This window comes from Mucilaginibacter sp. RCC_168 (assembly GCF_041355315.1).
GTDB lineage: Bacteria > Bacteroidota > Bacteroidia > Sphingobacteriales > Sphingobacteriaceae > Mucilaginibacter.
In genome coordinates this window covers 17,421-35,807 of the sequence record NZ_JBFUPN010000041.1, presented here as the reverse complement: position 1 = coordinate 35,807, position 18,387 = coordinate 17,421, and the positions used below count along the sequence as shown (strand labels likewise).

The 18,387-nt window shown below is 44.6% G+C and carries 15 protein-coding genes; 10 read left to right on the top strand and 5 right to left on the bottom strand.

All coding sequences use genetic code 11. The annotated features are described in order from the left end of the window. The first annotated feature begins 504 nt into the window (after positions 1-504). The 5 genes from thrA (at position 505) to AB6735_RS27095 (ending at position 6,591) form a co-directional block, all read left to right on the top strand. Positions 505-2,955, top strand: coding sequence for a bifunctional aspartate kinase/homoserine dehydrogenase I (gene thrA / locus AB6735_RS27115; protein ID WP_370999325.1), 2,451 nt, complete (start codon positions 505-507; stop codon positions 2,953-2,955). Positions 2,956-3,033: 78 nt separating this feature from the next. Continuing rightward, entirely contained in the window at positions 3,034-4,032 is a 999-nt protein-coding gene (locus AB6735_RS27110) for a homoserine kinase (RefSeq protein ID WP_370999324.1), read from the top strand. Positions 4,033-4,182: 150 nt separating this feature from the next. Continuing rightward, entirely contained in the window at positions 4,183-5,493 is a 1,311-nt protein-coding gene (gene thrC, locus AB6735_RS27105; protein WP_370999323.1) for a threonine synthase, read from the top strand. 133 nt (positions 5,494-5,626) lie between these two features. Next, complete coding sequence (locus AB6735_RS27100) at positions 5,627-5,989, top strand: hypothetical protein (RefSeq protein WP_370999322.1); 363 nt, start codon at positions 5,627-5,629, stop codon at positions 5,987-5,989. Further along, complete coding sequence (locus AB6735_RS27095; protein WP_370999321.1) at positions 5,986-6,591, top strand: HAD family hydrolase; 606 nt, start codon at positions 5,986-5,988, stop codon at positions 6,589-6,591. Before AB6735_RS27100 ends, AB6735_RS27095 begins: the two co-directional genes overlap by 4 nt. A 150-nt stretch (positions 6,592-6,741) precedes the next feature. On the opposite strand, the gene AB6735_RS27090 is transcribed toward AB6735_RS27095, so the two are convergent. The 5 genes from AB6735_RS27090 to pdeM form a co-directional block, all read right to left on the bottom strand. Continuing rightward, on the bottom strand, positions 6,742-7,530 hold the full coding sequence (locus tag AB6735_RS27090; RefSeq protein ID WP_370999320.1) for a succinate dehydrogenase/fumarate reductase iron-sulfur subunit: 789 nt from the start codon (positions 7,528-7,530) through the stop codon (positions 6,742-6,744). Between the two features lie 53 nt (positions 7,531-7,583). Then, positions 7,584-7,937, bottom strand: a complete 354-nt coding sequence (locus AB6735_RS27085) for a four helix bundle protein (RefSeq protein WP_370999319.1) — start codon at positions 7,935-7,937, stop codon at positions 7,584-7,586. Positions 7,938-8,098: 161 nt separating this feature from the next. Continuing rightward, a complete protein-coding gene (locus tag AB6735_RS27080) occupies positions 8,099-10,033 on the bottom strand; it encodes a fumarate reductase/succinate dehydrogenase flavoprotein subunit (RefSeq protein WP_370999318.1) in 1,935 nt (644 codons plus the stop codon). A gap of 65 nt (positions 10,034-10,098) precedes the next feature. Beyond that, positions 10,099-10,884, bottom strand: coding sequence for a succinate dehydrogenase cytochrome b subunit (locus tag AB6735_RS27075; protein WP_370999317.1), 786 nt, complete (start codon positions 10,882-10,884; stop codon positions 10,099-10,101). A gap of 425 nt (positions 10,885-11,309) precedes the next feature. Continuing rightward, positions 11,310-11,975, bottom strand: coding sequence for a ligase-associated DNA damage response endonuclease PdeM (gene pdeM / locus AB6735_RS27070; protein WP_370999316.1), 666 nt, complete (start codon positions 11,973-11,975; stop codon positions 11,310-11,312). A gap of 1,128 nt (positions 11,976-13,103) precedes the next feature. Between pdeM and AB6735_RS27065 the strand changes: the two genes are divergently transcribed. The 5 genes from AB6735_RS27065 to AB6735_RS27045 all read left to right on the top strand — a co-directional run bounded on the left by AB6735_RS27065 (position 13,104) and on the right by AB6735_RS27045 (position 18,358). Then, positions 13,104-14,666, top strand: coding sequence for a sensor histidine kinase (locus AB6735_RS27065; protein ID WP_370999315.1), 1,563 nt, complete (start codon positions 13,104-13,106; stop codon positions 14,664-14,666). Further along, positions 14,659-15,348, top strand: coding sequence for a response regulator transcription factor (locus tag AB6735_RS27060; protein WP_370999314.1), 690 nt, complete (start codon positions 14,659-14,661; stop codon positions 15,346-15,348). Before AB6735_RS27065 ends, AB6735_RS27060 begins: the two co-directional genes overlap by 8 nt. Before the next feature lie 422 nt (positions 15,349-15,770). After that, positions 15,771-16,169 (top strand): hypothetical protein, encoded by a 399-nt coding sequence (locus AB6735_RS27055; RefSeq protein WP_370999313.1) that lies wholly within the window; start codon positions 15,771-15,773, stop codon positions 16,167-16,169. Positions 16,170-17,142: 973 nt separating this feature from the next. Then, a complete protein-coding gene (locus AB6735_RS27050; protein WP_370999312.1) occupies positions 17,143-17,562 on the top strand; it encodes a cobalamin B12-binding domain-containing protein in 420 nt (139 codons plus the stop codon). 13 nt (positions 17,563-17,575) lie between these two features. Further along, on the top strand, positions 17,576-18,358 hold the full coding sequence (locus tag AB6735_RS27045; RefSeq protein WP_370999311.1) for an enoyl-CoA hydratase/isomerase family protein: 783 nt from the start codon (positions 17,576-17,578) through the stop codon (positions 18,356-18,358). The last annotated feature ends 29 nt before the right edge of the window (positions 18,359-18,387 follow it).

The window sequence follows — 18,387 nt, the reverse complement described above, 5'->3', positions numbered from 1 at the left end:
AAGGAAAATGGCCGGTTGGAACCACAAATTTCTACTTTCATTAATCGCTAAATCAAATTCCTAATGCGTCAGCCCTGGTATAATGCTCAAAAATTATGGTAAAAGCCAGCAATTAGTATCCGGTTTTTTAGCATTCAAGCAATTTTATGATACAAATCAGCCTTTTTATTCGCTTTTTCATAAAAAATAAAATAATCCTTGCTAATTAAAGATTAATCTACTTACTTTACGGACATTATATATGACACTTAACAGCACCATTATTACCATTATTATTACCACCGGCATAAAACTCGGAGGAAGATAATCGTATGGTGTAAAACATAAAAAAAGAAACCAAATGAAAGCCTTCCTCCGCAAAGAGGAAGGCTTTTTTGTTTAACAGCCTCACCCTGCCCTCTCCGAAGGAGAGGGTTCTGGAAATAAATATTGAAGTCCTCTCCTTTGGAGAGGATTAGGTGAGGCAAATAGGGGATATAAAATATTATTGATACTAAACCATAAATGAAAGTTCTAAAATTTGGCGGTACATCCGTAGGATCGATCAAAAGCATCCAAACTCTTTTAAACATCCTGGGCGATGAGTTTAAAAATCCGGAAAAACCGGTAGTCGTATTATCTGCCATGGGCGGGGTAACCAACCTGCTGGCTTCTATGGCCGAAGACGCAGCCAATGGCAACGAATTTACCGCTGCCCTGGCCGAACTGGAAAAACGCCATTTTGATGTGGTGAAAAGCCTGCTGGATGTGCAAAACCAAAATCCGGCGTTTACCCGTTTAAAAATTCACTTTAACCAGCTGGAAGAGTTGCTGCAAGGGGTACTGACCCTCCGCGAGCTGACCCCCAAGACCCGCGACCAGATACTGAGCTATGGCGAACGCTGCTCCACCATTATGGTGAGCAAAATAGCAGCTCAACATTTTAAAGACGTGCTTTTTGTTGATGCTGCCGAAGTGATTAAAACCGACAGCGCATTTGGAAACGCCAAGGTGAATACCGAACTATCCGAAATGCTGATCCGTAACCTGTACGAGGCCAATAAAGATAAAATGCTCATTGTAACCGGTTTTATAGCAGGCAACGATGCAGGGCAAACCACTACTCTGGGCCGGGGCGGCAGTGATTATACTGCTGCTATATTTGGCTCGGCGCTTAATGCTAAGGAAATACAGATCTGGACAGATGTTAATGGCATGATGACCGCCGATCCGCGGATGGTGAAAAAGGCATTCTCCTTAACGGAGCTTACCTATACCGAAGCGATGGAGCTTTCCTACTTTGGCGCCAAGGTGATCTATCCGCCAACCATGATCCCGGCTTTCCTTAAAAAGATCCCTATCGTGATCAAAAACACTTTTGAACCTGAATTTGAAGGTACGGTGATCCGTCACGATTGTAAGGCGTCGAGCCTGCCCATCAAAGGTATTTCCTCTATCAATAATATCAGCATCCTCAACCTGGAAGGCAGCGGTATGGTGGGTAAATCGGGCTTTAGCGGCCGGTTGTTTTCGTTGCTGGCTCGTGAGCAGATCAACGTGATACTGATCACCCAATCGTCATCAGAACATAGCATCACCTTCGCGGTACAGCCTCAGGATACCGAACGCGCCAAACAAGTGATAGAACAGGAATTCGAACTGGAACTGGCGGCCAAAAAGCTGGAGCATTTGGTGATTGAAAAGAACCTGGCCATATTGGCCATCGTAGGCGAAAACATGAAACAAACGCCGGGCATGTCGGGCAAATTATTCCATGCGCTGGGCCGTAACGGGGTTAACGTAAGGGCTATTGCGCAGGGTTCGTCGGAGTATAATATCTCGGTGATCATCTCAGCCAATGACCTGTCCAAAGCCTTGAATGCGGTGCATGATGCCTTTTTTGTGCAGCTCACTAAAACGCTGCATGCCTTTTGCCTGGGTACAGGTAATATCGGCAAAACACTGTTTAACCAACTGAATGCCCATAGCCAGTATCTAAAAGATAACAACGGTATACAGGTAAAAATAGCAGGCATAAGCAATACCCGTAAAATGACTTTTAACAGTGATGGCATATCGCTGGATACCTGGCAGGATGATCTGCAGGCTTCACCTTATGAGGCCGATCTGCAGAGCTTCATCAGCAAAATGAAGGAAATGAACCTGCCCAATTGCGTATTTATTGATAATACCGCCAGCCCGGTGCCGATAGGTTTTTATGAGCAGGTGTTTAAGGCCAATATCTCGGTGATCACCTGTAATAAAATAGGGAACTCCGGCAGCTATCAGCAATACAAAACATTTAAAGATACCGCGCGCCGTCATGGGGTCGACTTTTTTTATGAGACCAACGTTGGTGCTGGCCTGCCGATCATCAACACGCTGAAAAACCTGATGAACAGCGGCGACCGGGTACAACGCATCGAAGCTATTTTGTCGGGCACCATATCGTTCATCTTTAATAACTTTAAGGGCGATGCTAATTTCCACGATGTGGTGAAGGAAGCACAGGAAAAAGGCTATACCGAACCAGATCCGCGCGATGACCTGAGCGGCAAGGATTTTATGCGCAAAATGCTGATCCTGGCCCGTGATGCCGGTTACGCTATGGAAGAAGCCGATGTAGAAATTGAAAGCGTACTGCCTAAAGCCAGCCTGGAAGCAAAATCGGTAGATGATTTTTATGCCACGCTAAAAACTGAGGATGCTCATTTTGCCAAACTAAAAGATCAGGCCGAAAAAGATGGTAAGGTACTGCGCTATATAGGTAAACTGGAAGATGGTAAAGTAACCATTACCCTGCAAATGGTTGATGAAAACCACCCGTTCTACATGCTATCGGGCAGTGATAATATTATATCATTTACTACCGATAGGTACAGGGAACGCCCGCTGGTAGTAAAAGGCCCTGGCGCGGGAGCAGAGGTAACCGCCGCCGGTGTGTTTGCTGATTTAATTAACATGGGTGCTGATTAGGAACCCCCTAACCCCCTGAAGGGGGAACTATAGTTTGATAAGTCTGGCTTTAAAAAGCTAAATAGTTTGATATTGAAAATGGAAAATAAAATAGAAGAGTTAAAAACCCCCACGCAAGTAGCACCCCCTTCAGGGGGCGGGGGGGGCATTCACGTTTTTGCCCCGGCCACCGTTGCCAACGTGGTTTGCGGTTTTGACGTGCTGGGTTTTGCCGTTAATGAGCCCGGCGATGAAGTGATCATGTGTATGACCGGCAAACCGGGCATCACCATCAGCAAAATTACGGGCGATGACGGTCGCCTGCCACTTGATCCTGCTAAGAATACAGTGAGCGTAAGCGTGCTGCATTATTTGCAGAGCATCGGTCGCACCGATGTTGGGCTGGATATAGAACTGCACAAAAAAATGCCGATAGGCAGCGGGCTGGGTTCAAGCTCGGCCAGTACAGTGGCGGGTTTGTTTGCCATTAAAACTTTATTGGGTGATGAATCTGATCCGATAAACCTGCTGCCTTTTGCTATGAAAGGCGAGGAAATGGCTTGCGGACAGGGTCATGCGGATAACGTTGCCCCTGCCCTGTTTGGCGGCTTTGTATTGATCCGCAGTTATGAACCGCTGGACGTGGTAAGGCTGCCGCATCCCAAGAATCTTTACTGCGCCATCGTATTTCCGGATGTAGATGTACCTACCCGTGAGGCTAGGCAGATCATCCGTAAAAACATCCACATGAAGGATGCTGTGACCCAGTGGGGCAATATTGCCGGCCTGGTAAGCGGTTTATTTATGCAGGATATTGACCTGATAGGCCGCAGTATGAAAGATGTACTGGTTGAGCCGGTACGTTCCATGCTTATACCTGATTTTTATAAAATGCGCGAGATAGCTATGGGCATGGGCGCGGTAAGCTTTGGCATCTCCGGCTCCGGGCCGTCGGTTTTTGCATTTACCAGGGACGAAGAAACAGCCACGCTCATTACCCAAAAATTGCAGCAACATTTAACGGGATTGAAAATTGGCTCGAATACTTATGTATCCACGATTAATGATGCCGGGCCGAAGGTAATAGCGAGGTTTTAAGTCAAATTGAAAATTCAAAAATCAAAAGCACAATACCCCAGCCGTCATTGCGAGGCACGAAGCAATCCCCGATATACAGAGCGAATAAGCATGTCCTAAAGAGATTGCTTCGTTCCTCGCAATGACGCGCGGAGAAGAAATAAATCAAAAATGAAACTCTATAGTACCAACAACACCTTATCAGAAGTATCTTTTAAAGACGCGGTTTTTAACAGCATGCCGCAGGATAAAGGTTTATATATGCCTTATAGTATCCCTCGTTTGGACGCTGATTTTGTTAATAACCTGGATAAATACAGCCTGCCCGAGATTGCATTTAAAGTAGCGCAAAATCTCCTGGGCGATTCTATTCCGGAAGCTGATCTGAAAGCACTGATCGATGATGCCATCAACTTCCCTGCTCCCGTTGTAAAACTGGATGATAACGTGCATGTGCTGGAGCTTTTCCATGGCCCGTCACTGGCCTTTAAAGATTTTGGCGCACGCTTCATGAGCCGGGTGATGAGCTATTTTTTAGAAGAAGGCGAAAAACAACTGGATGTACTGGTAGCTACCAGCGGCGATACCGGCGGCGCGGTAGCATTGGGTTTCTTGGGTGTACCCAATACGCGGGTAACCATATTATATCCGCAAGGCAAAGTAAGCGGTGTGCAAGAGCAGCAATTAACTACCAACGGCCAAAACATCCGTGCGCTGGAAGTGGATGGTACCTTTGATGATTGCCAGGCCCTGGTGAAACAAGCTTTTACTGATGCCGAGCTGAATGCGAAATTCCGTTTAACATCGGCCAATTCCATCAATATAGCCCGGCTGGTACCGCAAACTTTTTACTATTTTAATGCTTACGCGCAGTTGTTAAGACAAGGTGTTAAAAAAGTGATCTTCTCGGTACCGAGCGGAAACTTTGGTAATATCGGAGCAGGTTTACTGGCCTGGAAAATGGGCTTGCCTGTCGAAAAATTTATTGCTGCAACCAATGCTAATGATACCGTTCCGGAGTTTTTAAAAACGGGTGTTTATCAGCCAAAACCATCGGTGGCTACCCTGTCCAACGCTATGGATGTAGGCAACCCAAGTAACTGGGTACGCATAGCCGATCTGTTTAAAGATGACATGGACGAGTTAAAAAAGCTGGTTGTTGGCTTTAAATATAACGACGAAGAAACCCTAAAAGCTATTAACTGGGTATTTGATACTTATGGCTATGTGGTTTGCCCGCATACCGCTATAGCCTGGCAGGCGCTAACAGATTATCAGCATGATCATAGTAGCGTGGATACCGCAGGCGTGTTCTTATCAACAGCGCACCCCTGCAAGTTCCCGGATGTTTTCAGCGAAGCCATAAGCGCTAAGATCGAAATACCGGAGCAGGTAAAAGAGCTGCAGCATAAAACAAAACTGGCTGTGCCGCTGAGTAAGGATTTTGCGGATTTTAAGGCGTATTTGCTGGGTGCTGAGTAAGTAAACATTCCATTTTGTCATGCTGAACGTAGTGAAGCATCTGTTAGCCGATTTGCATAGTTTGTTAATAGATTCTTCGTTCCTCAGAATGACAAAGTTGTTATTGAATAGCTTCTAATGCTATATTTGATCAATGAATATTAATAAAAAAACAATCTTACTATTCTGTTTAATCGTACTGTCTTTCGCGGCGTGTAAACGTAATATAAAATTTGATCGTGAAAATTGGGACTATGGCGATGGTCTGGAATTTCCAAACAGGGATAAAATGCTGAATGACCTGTTAAAAAACTATAAACTCAAGGGCTTAAAATACCAGGAGGTGATCCATCTGTTGCACCGTCCGCAGTTGAGCAATACCACCGAAATGGTATATGATATTGATGAGATAACCAAGAAAGGTAAAACTACTTATGTTAAAAAGCTGATCCTTTCCCTGAAAGATTCCGTAGTGACCGATGTTAAAGTTTACGAACATTCCGATAAAAAGAAATGATCGATACCATCATATTTGATCTGGGTGCGGTTTTGATAGATTGGAACCCGCATTACATGTACCGTACCCTGTTTACCGATGAGCAGGAAATGAAAGATTTCCTGGCAACGGTTTGTACCCCTGATTGGAACGAAGAACAGGATGCAGGTCGGCCCCTACGGGAAGGAACTGATATACTGGTGGCCCAATACCCGCAGCACGAGGCCTATATCCGGGCGTTTTATGACCGTTGGGAAGAAATGCTGGGTGAGCCCTTCCATGATACGGTTGAGCTGTTCAGAAGACTGAAAATAAGTGGTAAATACAAAATATATGCGCTCACCAACTGGTCGGCTGAAACTTTCCCGGTGGCCTTGGCCCGTTATGATTTCCTGAGCTGGTTTGATGGTATTGTGGTATCGGGTGTCGAGAAGATGCGAAAGCCTGCACCTGAGTTTTACCAGATCCTGCTTGATCGTTACCATGTTGATCCGCAAAACGCCTTGTTCATCGATGATAATTACCGCAATATAGTAGCCGCCGAAAAAGCAGGCATTAAAAGTATACATTTTACCTCGGCCGGGCAGTTGGAAAAGGAATTGGAAGGGTTGAAGTTGTTGTAAAATAGGCCCTGGCAGTCTGAGCCTGTCGAAGACTCGTGCGCAGAGGCCCAGCCACCATGCTTCGACGGGCCTCCGCATGGCACCACAGAAAAAAACAAAAAAGGCTTTGGAAAACCTCCAAAGCCTTTTTATATCATTCACTATCGCGGATTAACCACCGTGCTGTTCCTCATGAATTTCTTCCTGGCGGAACAGTTTGGCGCTGAAATAATCGTTATTCATACGTGCGATGTTAGTCAGCTTAATTTCTTTAGGACATTCCGCTTCGCAGGCGCCGGTATTGGTGCAGCTACCAAAACCTTCTTCGTCCATCTGCGCTACCATAGATTGTACACGACGGTAACGCTCTGGTTGACCTTGCGGTAACAGGCCCAGTTGCGTAATCTTGGCCGATACAAAAAGCATAGCTGAAGCATTCTTGCAGGCAGCAACACAGGCGCCGCAACCGATACAGGTAGCCGAGTTGAAAGCTTCGTCTGCAATAACCTTTGGTATCGCTATCGCATTACCATCAGGCACCCCACCGGTGTTTACCGATACATAACCACCTGCTTGTTGAATACGGTCGAACGCCGAACGATCAACAGCCAAATCTTTTACGATAGGGAATGCCGAAGCGCGCCATGGCTCAATTGTGATGGTTTCGCCATCATGAAAAGTACGCATGTGCAGCTGGCAAGTGGTAATACCTCTTTTGGGGCCATGCGGGTGGCCATTGATATATAGTGAGCACATACCGCAAATACCTTCGCGGCAATCATGATCAAAGTTAATGGGCTCATCGCCTTTATGGGTCAAACTTTCGTTCACCACGTCGAGCATTTCCAGGAATGACATATCAGGCGAAATGTTTTCGGCCTTGTAGGTTACGAATTTGCCCGCGGTTTGCGCATTTTTTTGACGCCATACTTTAAGCGTCAGGTTCATATTTCCGTTCATTCTATTTAGATTTGAGATATGAGATTTGAGATATGAGACATTTTGTTTGTTTACTAATTCAATAACATCTTTTGAAATGCATAATTCATTTTTTGCAATTCTTCAATCTGTTTAAGCAAGTCATTCAACAAATCATCTGGTAATAAATTTAATTTATTTGATATAACCAATTGTGTTTGTAATTCATAAGCGGAACCGTTAGCTATACCTAAAAAGTTACAAAACTCCTTTTTTGAATTTCTACCCGCCCCTTCTGCAATATTGGAAGAAATTGAAACTGATGCACGCCTGATCTGGCTTGTTAGTCCGAATCTTTCGTCGGTTGGGTAACTTGCGGTTGCTTTATAAACCTCTACCGCCAGATCAATCGCTTTTTGCCAAATTTTCAATTCCTTTAAATTATGCATGGTTTAGATATGAGATGTGAGATTTTAGATATGAGACAAGAATCTAAAGTGCTTTTAAATCTTTTGTCTAACATCTTTTTTCTATTTGTTTAAATTATATATGAGAAAAAACTTACAAATGCAGTAATCTCAAATCTCATATCTCACGTCTCAAATCTATCTTACGCGTAATTCCTTTGTGATAAATGTACCGATTCAAATACCAGCGGCTCTTTGTTCAGTACTTCTGGTTGGTTTTCGCCTTTAAATTCCCAGGCGGCAACAAATGCAAAGTTTTCATCATCACGTTTGGCTTCACCATCTGGTGTCTGCGACTCAACCCTGAAGTGGCCACCGCATGATTCTTCACGCATTAAAGCGTCATCAACCATCAGTTCGCCCAATTCAATAAAGTCGGCAATGCGACCGGCACGTTCTAAAGAAGCATTTACTTCTTCATTCTCACCGGTTACAATGGCGTTTTTCCAGAAATCAGCTTTCAGCGCCTGGATCAGGCCTTTGGCTTTTTTCAAGCCTTCTTCGGTACGTGCCATACCGCAATATTCCCACATGATGTGGCCAAGCTCGCGGTGATATTCGTTAACCGTTTTGGTGCCTTTTAATGCTAATAGTTTATTTACGTGCTCAATCACCTCTTTTTTGGTTTGCTCAAAAGCAGGGTGACTGGTATCCACCTTTTTAGGGCCAATGGTAGCCAGGTAATCGCCAAGCGTATAAGGGATCACAAAATAACCATCGGATAATCCCTGCATCAGTGCAGATGCACCCAGGCGGTTAGCGCCGTGGTCGCTGAAGTTACACTCGCCCAAGGCATATAGACCTGGTATGGTGGTCATCAGGTTATAATCAACCCACAGGCCGCCCATGGTATAGTGTACGGCCGGGTAAATACGCATCGGCTGTTTGTATGGGTTCTCGTCGGTGATCTGTATGTACATATCAAACAAGTTACCATACTTAGCCTTAACGGTTTCTTCGCCAAGGCGCTTGATGGCATCGGCAAAATCAAGGAATACGGCAAAACCAGAACCGCCAACACCACGACCGTCTTCTACCATTTCCTTAGCGTTACGTGAAGCCACGTCGCGCGGGACAAGGTTACCGAAGGCCGGATATTTGCGTTCCAGGAAATAATCACGGTCTTCTTCTTTAATCTGGTCGGCTTTCAAGGTGCCTTTGCGCAATTGCTCGGCAAGCTCGACTGTTTTAGGTGCCCAAACACGTCCGTCGTTACGCAGCGACTCAGACATCAGCGTTAATTTTGATTGATGATCGCCGGTTACCGGGATACAGGTTGGGTGAATTTGGGTATAGCATGGGTTGCCAAAGAAAGCGCCGCGTTTGTGGGCCCTCCAGGCAGCTGTTACGTTTGAACCTATAGCGTTGGTCGACAGGTAGAACACGTTGCTGTAACCGCCTGTACATAACAATACCGCGTGACCTGCATGTGTTTCAATTTCGCCGGTAAGCATGTTACGGGTAACAATACCTTTGGCATGGCCATCAACAACAACCACATCCAGCATTTCGGTACGGGTATACATTTTTACTTTGCCGGCATGTATCTGGCGGTTTAATGCCGAGTATGCGCCTAATAGCAATTGTTGCCCGGTTTGACCGCGGGCATAAAACGTACGCGATACCTGCGAACCACCGAATGAACGGTTATCCAGCAAGCCGCCGTATTCGCGGGCAAAAGGAACGCCCTGTGCCACGCACTGGTCAATAATATTTACAGATACCTCGGCCAGACGGTAAACGTTTCCTTCACGGGCACGGTAGTCACCACCTTTAATGGTATCATAGAATAAACGGTAAACGCTGTCGCCGTCATTCTGATAGTTTTTTGCCGCGTTGATACCACCTTGCGCAGCAATAGAGTGCGCGCGGCGTGGACTATCCTGAAAGCAAAAAGATTTTACGTTATAACCCAGCTCGGCTAATGAAGCCGCGGCCGATGCGCCCGCTAAACCGGTACCTACAATAATAATATCGTATTTACGCTTGTTGGCAGGGTTAACCAGCTTCAGGTTAAATTTATGCTTGCTCCATTTTTCGGCTAATGGGCCTTGAGGAATTTTAGCATCTAAACTCATTTCTCGTATAATTTATATTAGTGAGTGGCTGATGTAACTCAACCATTTAACTTAATCAACTTAAATTACCCTCTGTGGGTTATATAGTAATACCACAACGGCATAAGTGCAAAACCTATGGGTATAATAACCGCGAAGAACCATGCGCCAATGCCGTATACTATAGGTGTATACTTACGATGTACCCATCCAAGGGTGCGGAAAGCGCTCTGGAAACCATGCAGCAAGTGGAATGATAACGCACCCATAGCAATTACATAGATCAATACATACCAAATGTTGCTAAAAGTATGTGTTACGCGTGCATGCAAGTCTTTTACCCTTACTATCTCTACATTGTTTTCGGTAGAAACAGAGTGGTTGAAATCGGCAGATACCGGTGTATAATCCGATACAGTAGTTTGATCTGTAGCCAGGTCGGTACGGTATTCTTTAAAACCCACCTCATGGGTGTATTTGTATTTGAACCAGAAATCGCCCATGTGTATTACAATAAATACAAGCAGGATTGAACCCAGCAGCCCCATGTTTTTTGATGACCAGCTAGCGTCTGATTTTGCTGCTATGGCGTAACCAACCGGACGCGCCTTACGGTTTTTTACCGTTAAGATAAGCGCGTATACTGCATGTACCGCTATCGACGCGTACAAGAGCCACGCGATAACCTCAATTGGTGGGAAATGTGTCAGGAAGTTTGCATACACATTAAAACCAAAACCATTATCGTCCTTAAACAACAGCAGGTTGCCCCCAAGGTGTACAATTAAAAAAGTACACAAAAACAAGCCTGTTAAAGCCATGATCAGCTTTTTTCCCAGTGATGAGTTAAAGGTTTGTTTGAATTCGCTCATTATGAAATAGATTTATTTTAGGCAAAAGTATTTATTATATGCCAAAAGATAGAAATGCTTTCGGCTTATTGGCGGTGAAAAGTCTATTTAGAATCAATCTAAGAAATTACATTCAAATTACACAGGAGGAGGAGAATCAGGAATTAAGAATCAAGAGGTAAGATAAGCTTCATCGGGCGGGGGGATGTAAGAAAATGCGTCATTGAGGTACGAAGCAAAAGCCTCTCCCAACCCTCTCCAAAGGAGAGGGCTTTGAAAGTTTTTTGATCCCCCCTTTGGGAGAAATTATTACATGAGGGCTTCGCCGTTTAGAGGAGACTTTTGCTTCGTTCCTTACAGCAATGATGCGTGAGGAAAGTTTTAGCCTTGTATAAGTTTGGTTAATTTCTAAATCTCGCTCCCACTCTCACATCCCGCTCTATTGTCTAATCAATCGCCAGCACCTTGTCTTTCAAAACTGCGAAGATCCTGTCGGTTTTTTGATTGCGGATGGCCACCTTGCCGGTGAATTTACCAAACGAAGGCAATACGGCCTGTTTACTGCCGAAGGCAAAACAAGGCAATGTGATGGATTGCCGTCCGCGGCCGCTCAGGTTAACGCCCGGATGTAGATGTCCGCAAAACACGTAGCCCTCCGCGTTTTGCAGGTGCTCATCAACACATGGGTGGTGCTGCATTAAAAACGGGTGCATCAGCAATTCGTCATGCAGTTCAATATCTAATTGCTGGTAGTGCTTGTCTGGTATAATATCATGGTTGCCCCGTATCAGGATGATTTGCAGACCGGGGAACTGACTTCGCCACAGGATAAACCAGTCCCAGTCGTTATTCATATCGCTATGGAAAAGATCGCCCAGGAACAGTAATTTTTGAGGCTGGTATTCATGGATCAGGTCTGATAGCGTAGCCAGGTCGCTTTGCTCCATATCCCGCGGAATAGCAATGCCCGCTTTGCGGAAATGCCCCACCTTGCCCAAATGCACATCGGCAATAATCAGAGCTTTTTGCTGCTCCCAATAAATCGCTTTTTGAGGGAGTAACAGCAGGTTTTGCCCGAGTAAATTAAATGGAGCTGCAGCACTGATCATCATACAAAAGCAAAGTTAAAATTTATTTCCGGAGATGTGTATCGACCCACGATGTCGCTGCGCTTGCCACTCCTTCCATCCGCCAGCTGGCCGAGATGGACCGGTGTGTCGGCTCTGCGATTTTCTCCCCGTTGCTTGTGTCCCCACAGGCAACTTATTGTTTCCAAATGTAAAAGCAAATCGCCTGTGAGGACACAGGCGATGGCGGGGACGCAAGGGGCCTGCGCGATTCCCCTCTTGAGAAAGTAAGTTAACCCATAAAATCTAAATGAGAGCTAAAGAGTACATGGAAGGCATGTTCACGATCAGGAGACTCCGCTGGAGTCCAATTTCTTTAAACTTTTCTATAAACAGGAGGCCTCTCTGAGGCCGAATGGCGGTCAGGGTACACCATTATAGTGTAATCGCACTGTCAGCCCCGGTGGGGCCACGTGTTTATAGCCCAAAACTCCGTAGGCGCCTCCTGTTGAAATTTTAGATTGGCGAATTTTATGGGTTAACTTAAACTCTTGAGAAAGGTGGAGGGGTGTGTTCCGCTGCTTCATAAACACCCTATACTACACAACCCTACGCGCACCCTCCGTGGGGTTACCGTGTGTATACAAGTTGTTATGCTCCGTTAGGAGCTACCTGTTTGTAGCAGATCAAATCAAAAACAAGATTGCTCCGTAGGTGCAACCTCTAATTAGCAGATAATCGCATTTGCTATTATGGGGTGGCCTCATAAAGCAATGTCATTATTTAAGGATGCTCCGTAGGAGTTAAAGCTTTGTAGAAAACAAACAACCATCATTTAGCATGCCGTAGGTATGCAACCCGAGTACAGTACCTACGGCACTGAATGGGAGCCGGGTTTTTTCTACAAAGCTTTAACCCCTAAGGAGTTTGCAAATTTTTTAAATAATGACATGCTCTACGAGGCAAAGGATATATTAAGTGCTACAAACAAGGAGCTTCTAACGGAGCATATTATCCTGTCGGTTGTTTTCAAGATGTGTCCACACAGCAGCCCTCAAGAGGGAAATTGTATACCCCCAACCTTAATTTTTATTATTTAATGTTAAGCAATGTTAACAGAATATACAGGCTGCTATTGATGTATTTACTTTTATATTCATCAATCCATTAATCATGAAAAGGAAACTTAAAGTTGTATTAATCTTAATCGCCATATCGTTAACCGGTATTATCGTTTTTCAACTGTACTGGACCATCAATGCTTATACCATCAATAAAAAGATATTTGATGGCAAAGTAATCGTCGCCATGGAGCTTGCTATGGACAGGTGTAAAAAAGACTATTTTGACTCCGTCAGAATTGTATTGGTAAAACGTCTTTCTGACCCCAGCAGTGTTATTACCATCGATACACCTTCAAAAGTAAATACTCCAAACAAGGTAAACCCGGTGCTTAATATTGGGTTCTCATTTCACGGGTCTGTAAACAGTAACCCGTTTCAAACCAATGCTGGTGCTTATAACTATTATAGGGCTATGATCAATCATAAAGCCACTGTTGCGGAGGTGCTCACCGAGATGTCTTTTTATGAGCCGGTTTTAATGACAGAGCTCACTACTTTTTTAGGTATCGACCAGATGGCGCGGACTTCATCTGAAGGTGATATATTGGCATTGCCTCCCAACTATAAACAGGCCGATAGTTTAAAGCTAAGCCGGTACTTTGCGCTGGAACTGCAAAAAAGGAATATTGATGCACCGTTTATTTTAAGCCTGTCTAACAAAGAGCAATCGCCGCAAAATTTCAATTTCCATGACGGCGAAACCAATGAAAAAGTTTATCAATATCATGGCTTTATATTTTTTTTGACGCATTACACCCGGCAAGATGAATTTACGTTATTTGCAAAGGCGGTAATCCGCAATCCACAATATGCTGTCATCAAAGGGATGATGATCACCCTGCTATTGTCGGCATTACTGGTATTGTTCACCATATTTTGCTTTTATTATATTATCAAAATAATCAATCAGCAAAAGGCATTGGGCGAATTGAAAGACGATTTTATCAACAACATGACGCATGAATTAAAAACGCCCATAGCCACTATAACTGTAGCCATTGAAGGCCTGCAAAAATTCAACGCCCTTAATGATCCCGAAAGAACACAGCGCTACCTGCAAACCTCCCGGAATGAACTGGTGAAACTAAACGGGTTGGTGAGCAAAGTGCTTGATGTAGCAGCTTTTGAACGCGATAAAATAACTTTATTGAAAGAGAAGATACAGATTGATGCCCTGATGAATGAGCTGATAGCCACGGAAAAAGCCAAAGCCGGTAAAACGGTTACCGTTACCTATAGTAACAGGGATCGGGTTGAGCAGATTGTAGCTGATAAATTGCACTTTGGTAATGCCATATTGAATATTTTAGATAACGCAGTTAAATATTCCACCGAGCCGGCCGATATTAAGATAGAGGTATACCGGGATGGCAACATGATCGTTTTTTCGATAAGCGATAAGGGCATGGGCATCCCGGCGGCGCATCAGGAACGCATTTTTGAAAAATTTCACCGGGTACCTACCGGTAATGTGCACAATGTGAAGGGTACCGGGCTTGGTTTAAGTTATGTGAAGTATATTGCAGAAGCGCATGGTGGCCAGGTAACTGTGAAAAGCGAAGTGAATACCGGCAGTCAGTTTATACTATCAATACCTATACAACATGAGTAAAATACGCTTGTTGCTGGCCGAAGATGAGCTGGCTCTGGCTCACATCGTACGCGAAAGCCTGGAAGAGAATGGTTTTGAAGTGATTCTTTGTGCCAATGGCGAACAGGCCCTGCAAAAATATAAAAATGATAAGCCCGATATTTTGGTGCTGGATATCATGATGCCCAAAATGGATGGCTTTGAGGTGGCCCACCAGGTACGTGGAACCGACAAAATAACACCCATCATATTTTTAACCGCTCGCTCGCAGCCTAAGGATGTGGTGGCCGGGTTTGAATCGGGCGCTAATGACTATTTAAAAAAGCCGTTCGCCGTAGAGGAATTGGTGGTACGCATTAAAGTATTGCTGAGCGATAACCGCCTGCTTCGTACCAGCAAGCCCCCGGGCGAAAGCCATCAGATAGGCAGTATTACTTTTAACCCGTTTAAAAATACGGTTCAGCAGGGCGTAAACCAATGGACTTTAACCAGCCGGGAGAGTGAGATATTAAGATTACTGTGTAAAAACCAACAACAAATATTATCGCGAAAAACCCTGCTTGAAACCATTTGGGGCGATGACAGCTTTTTTAATGCCCGCAGCCTGGATGTGTTCATCAGCAAACTCCGCACACATTTAAAAGCCGACCCCAATGTGCAGATCATTACTGTACGGGGGCATGGGTATAAATTGGTTTGGTGATGGAGCTATAGGTGTTCGGAAGATCGTTTTTGGCTAAAGCCATCAAATGCTTCTATTATTCGTCCCATAAATGGGACGGCAATGAATGGAAAACTAATTGATTTACCCTTTATTGCTGTTGGTTTTAACCAACGGATTACAAGTAAATAGCTATGGGCTTTAGCCCAAGTGAACCCCTTGGCTGGCCACGCTTTAGTTAATGACTTATTGAATTTCCTTTCCCCGCCAGCAGAACAACTTCGGACGAAAGCGGACAGAACATGATGGACTTGTGGGGCTGTAGGGGCAGCATTAGCGAAAAACGTGACTGCCCCTCCCCGCGGCCAAGAGCGGGTCTGCACCATACATGCCTCTCCGAAAAGGATTTTCATCAACCTGTTACGTCATTGCTCAACTGTGCGTAATGATTAAAAAACCAAATTATGAAAACCCCTGTCTTTTTAATTTTACTGTCCGCTATACTAAGTTTTACTGCGTGTACTAAAAATAAAGTAACCCCACTTTCTAAAAAATTAGATGGAAGCTATACCGGGGCATTTACCTCTTCTGGTCCCGGCTCAATTAATACAACAGCTAATGTTATTATTTCCGGTAAAGCCTACCAGGGATCATTGAATACCACCTTCGGCGTTTTAAGCCGGGGCAGTTATGTAGTTAATAATAATCAAATAACTTTTACCGACAGTATAGTACATACCGCCAATTTTAACTGGGGCCTGCTGCTTAACGGGGTCTATACCGCAACAACTAAAGGCGATAGCTTGATCCTGGTGAAAAAAGGCACGGGGTATAATTATACATACAGGTTAAAAAGACAGTAGTTTGTTTTTACAAGGTTTAAGTTATCGATCAGACGCGATACGGAGTATTATCATGAAGGCCTTGTTGGGTTCATTTTATGGCGCTTTGACACCAGCGACGTCGACTCACCCCGACTACGCTACGCTGGTCGGCCCTCTCTTCGCCTTTGGCGGAAAGAGGGTAGGGAAATAAAAAAAACGTCATTGCTATAAAGGTACGAAGCAATCTCTTAAATTTGTTTCCATGGCTTCGGGTTTTAGTTTTCACTTTTGTTAACTTTAAGTTACTGTGAAACTTCTATCCGAAGCTTGTTTTTCAAACATACTAACTCTAAGCTTTACAGAGCGAATATAACAGTTTAAGCCTTGAATAACCGATCTGCTTACGTAGAGATTGCTTCGTACCTCGCAATGACGCGTTGAGAAAAAGAGCCTCCCAAACCCCTCTTTGCGGCGCAGCCGGAGAGAGGGTGCCCGAGCGAAGCAATGGGCGGGTGAGTCGATGCCGCCAGACAAATTACAACGTATCCCATTGTAATCCCCGAATATTTTTTGTACATTTAAGTACATCATTCCCCGGCCCTGCTTACTTTGAAAAACGTAAGCAGGGCTGTTTGGTTAAATAGTAAAAACGACTCAAAGATCGACCGTTTGGTATGTTGTTATTTGAATATCAATCCTGTAAATCTTTTTAAATCATATAGATCCTGTTCAGAATTTGTTAAAAAGTGTTAAAATCGATGGTTTTGAATAAATTTCGGATGGTTTTTAACTGGTTTTTACCCTCATTTCGAACAAAAAAGTGTTAAAACAGAGCTTTAAAAAGTTTTTACGAAGGATCGGCAGTTTGAATTTTATAAGATTGATTTTGCCGGACAAGGGAAAGGCGGAAGTCAAACATTGTATACTCGGTAACAAAATCCGAAATCAAATATCCGACATCCGAAATATTCACGGCTTTCTTATTACTTTTACGTCAACCAATACGGTTTACATGAGTAATACCTTTAACCGACCAATCCGTGTTTTAGTTGCCAAAGTAGGTCTTGACGGGCACGACCGCGGCGCACGCATTATTGCTACCTCTCTGCGTGATGCCGGGATGGAAGTAATTTATACCGGCCTGCGCCAAACCCCCGAAATGGTGGTTAACACCGCCTTACAAGAGGATGTGGACGCCATTGGCATATCCATATTATCGGGCGCACACATGACGGTTTTTCCGCGGATCATTAAACTGCTGCAGGAAAAAGAGATGGATGATGTGCTGCTTACCGGTGGTGGTATTATCCCGCACGAAGATATGGTAGCACTGAAACAATCGGGCGTGGGCGAGCTTTTTCCACCCGGAACCAGTACGCAGGACATTGTAGCTTATATTACAGAATGGGTGCACCAGCACCGTAATTTTTAAATGAAACAATCCTATGGAATTTCAAAATCTGCTGATAGAAAATAAAGAGCGCATACAATACATCATCATTAACCGCGAAAGCAAGCTCAACGCGCTCAACAGGGATACCCTGATGGAGTTGCATGTGGCTTTTGCCGATGCTTTTAAGAACCCGGATGTTGGTGGTATTATTATTACCGGAACAGGTGCCAAGGCATTTGTGGCCGGCGCCGATATCAGCGAATTTGCCAACCTGAATGTTGATGAAGGTACGGCCCTTGCCCGCAAAGGACAAATAGAAGTATTTAACCTGATTGCCAACGGCAATAAGCCCGTTATAGCCGCCATTAACGGGTTTGCACTGGGCGGTGGTTTGGAATTGGCGATGGCCTGTCATATTCGCATAGCCTCCGAAACCGCGAAGATGGGGCTGCCCGAAGTAACCCTTGGTTTAATACCCGGCTATGGGGGTACCCAACGCCTGGCGCAGCTTATTGGAAAAGGCAAGGCGCTGGAGATGATACTGACAGCCGATATGATCACCGCTGTTGAGGCTCATCAGTACGGCCTGGTTACCCATGTGGTTTGCCCCGAAGATCTGTTGATCAAAGCCGAAGAATTATTACAAAAGATATTACAGCGTGCGCCGCTGGCCCTTGCAGCCGCTATAAACTCCGTAAATGCCGGGTTTACCGATGGTGTGGATGGTTATAGTATCGAGATAACGCAGTTTGGAAAATGCTTTGGTACTAAAGATTTTAAAGAAGGCGTTGCTGCCTTTTTAGAAAAACGCAAAGCCGCGTTTAAGGGAGAGTGACCTGCTTACCTGTTGTATTAAGATTTTGT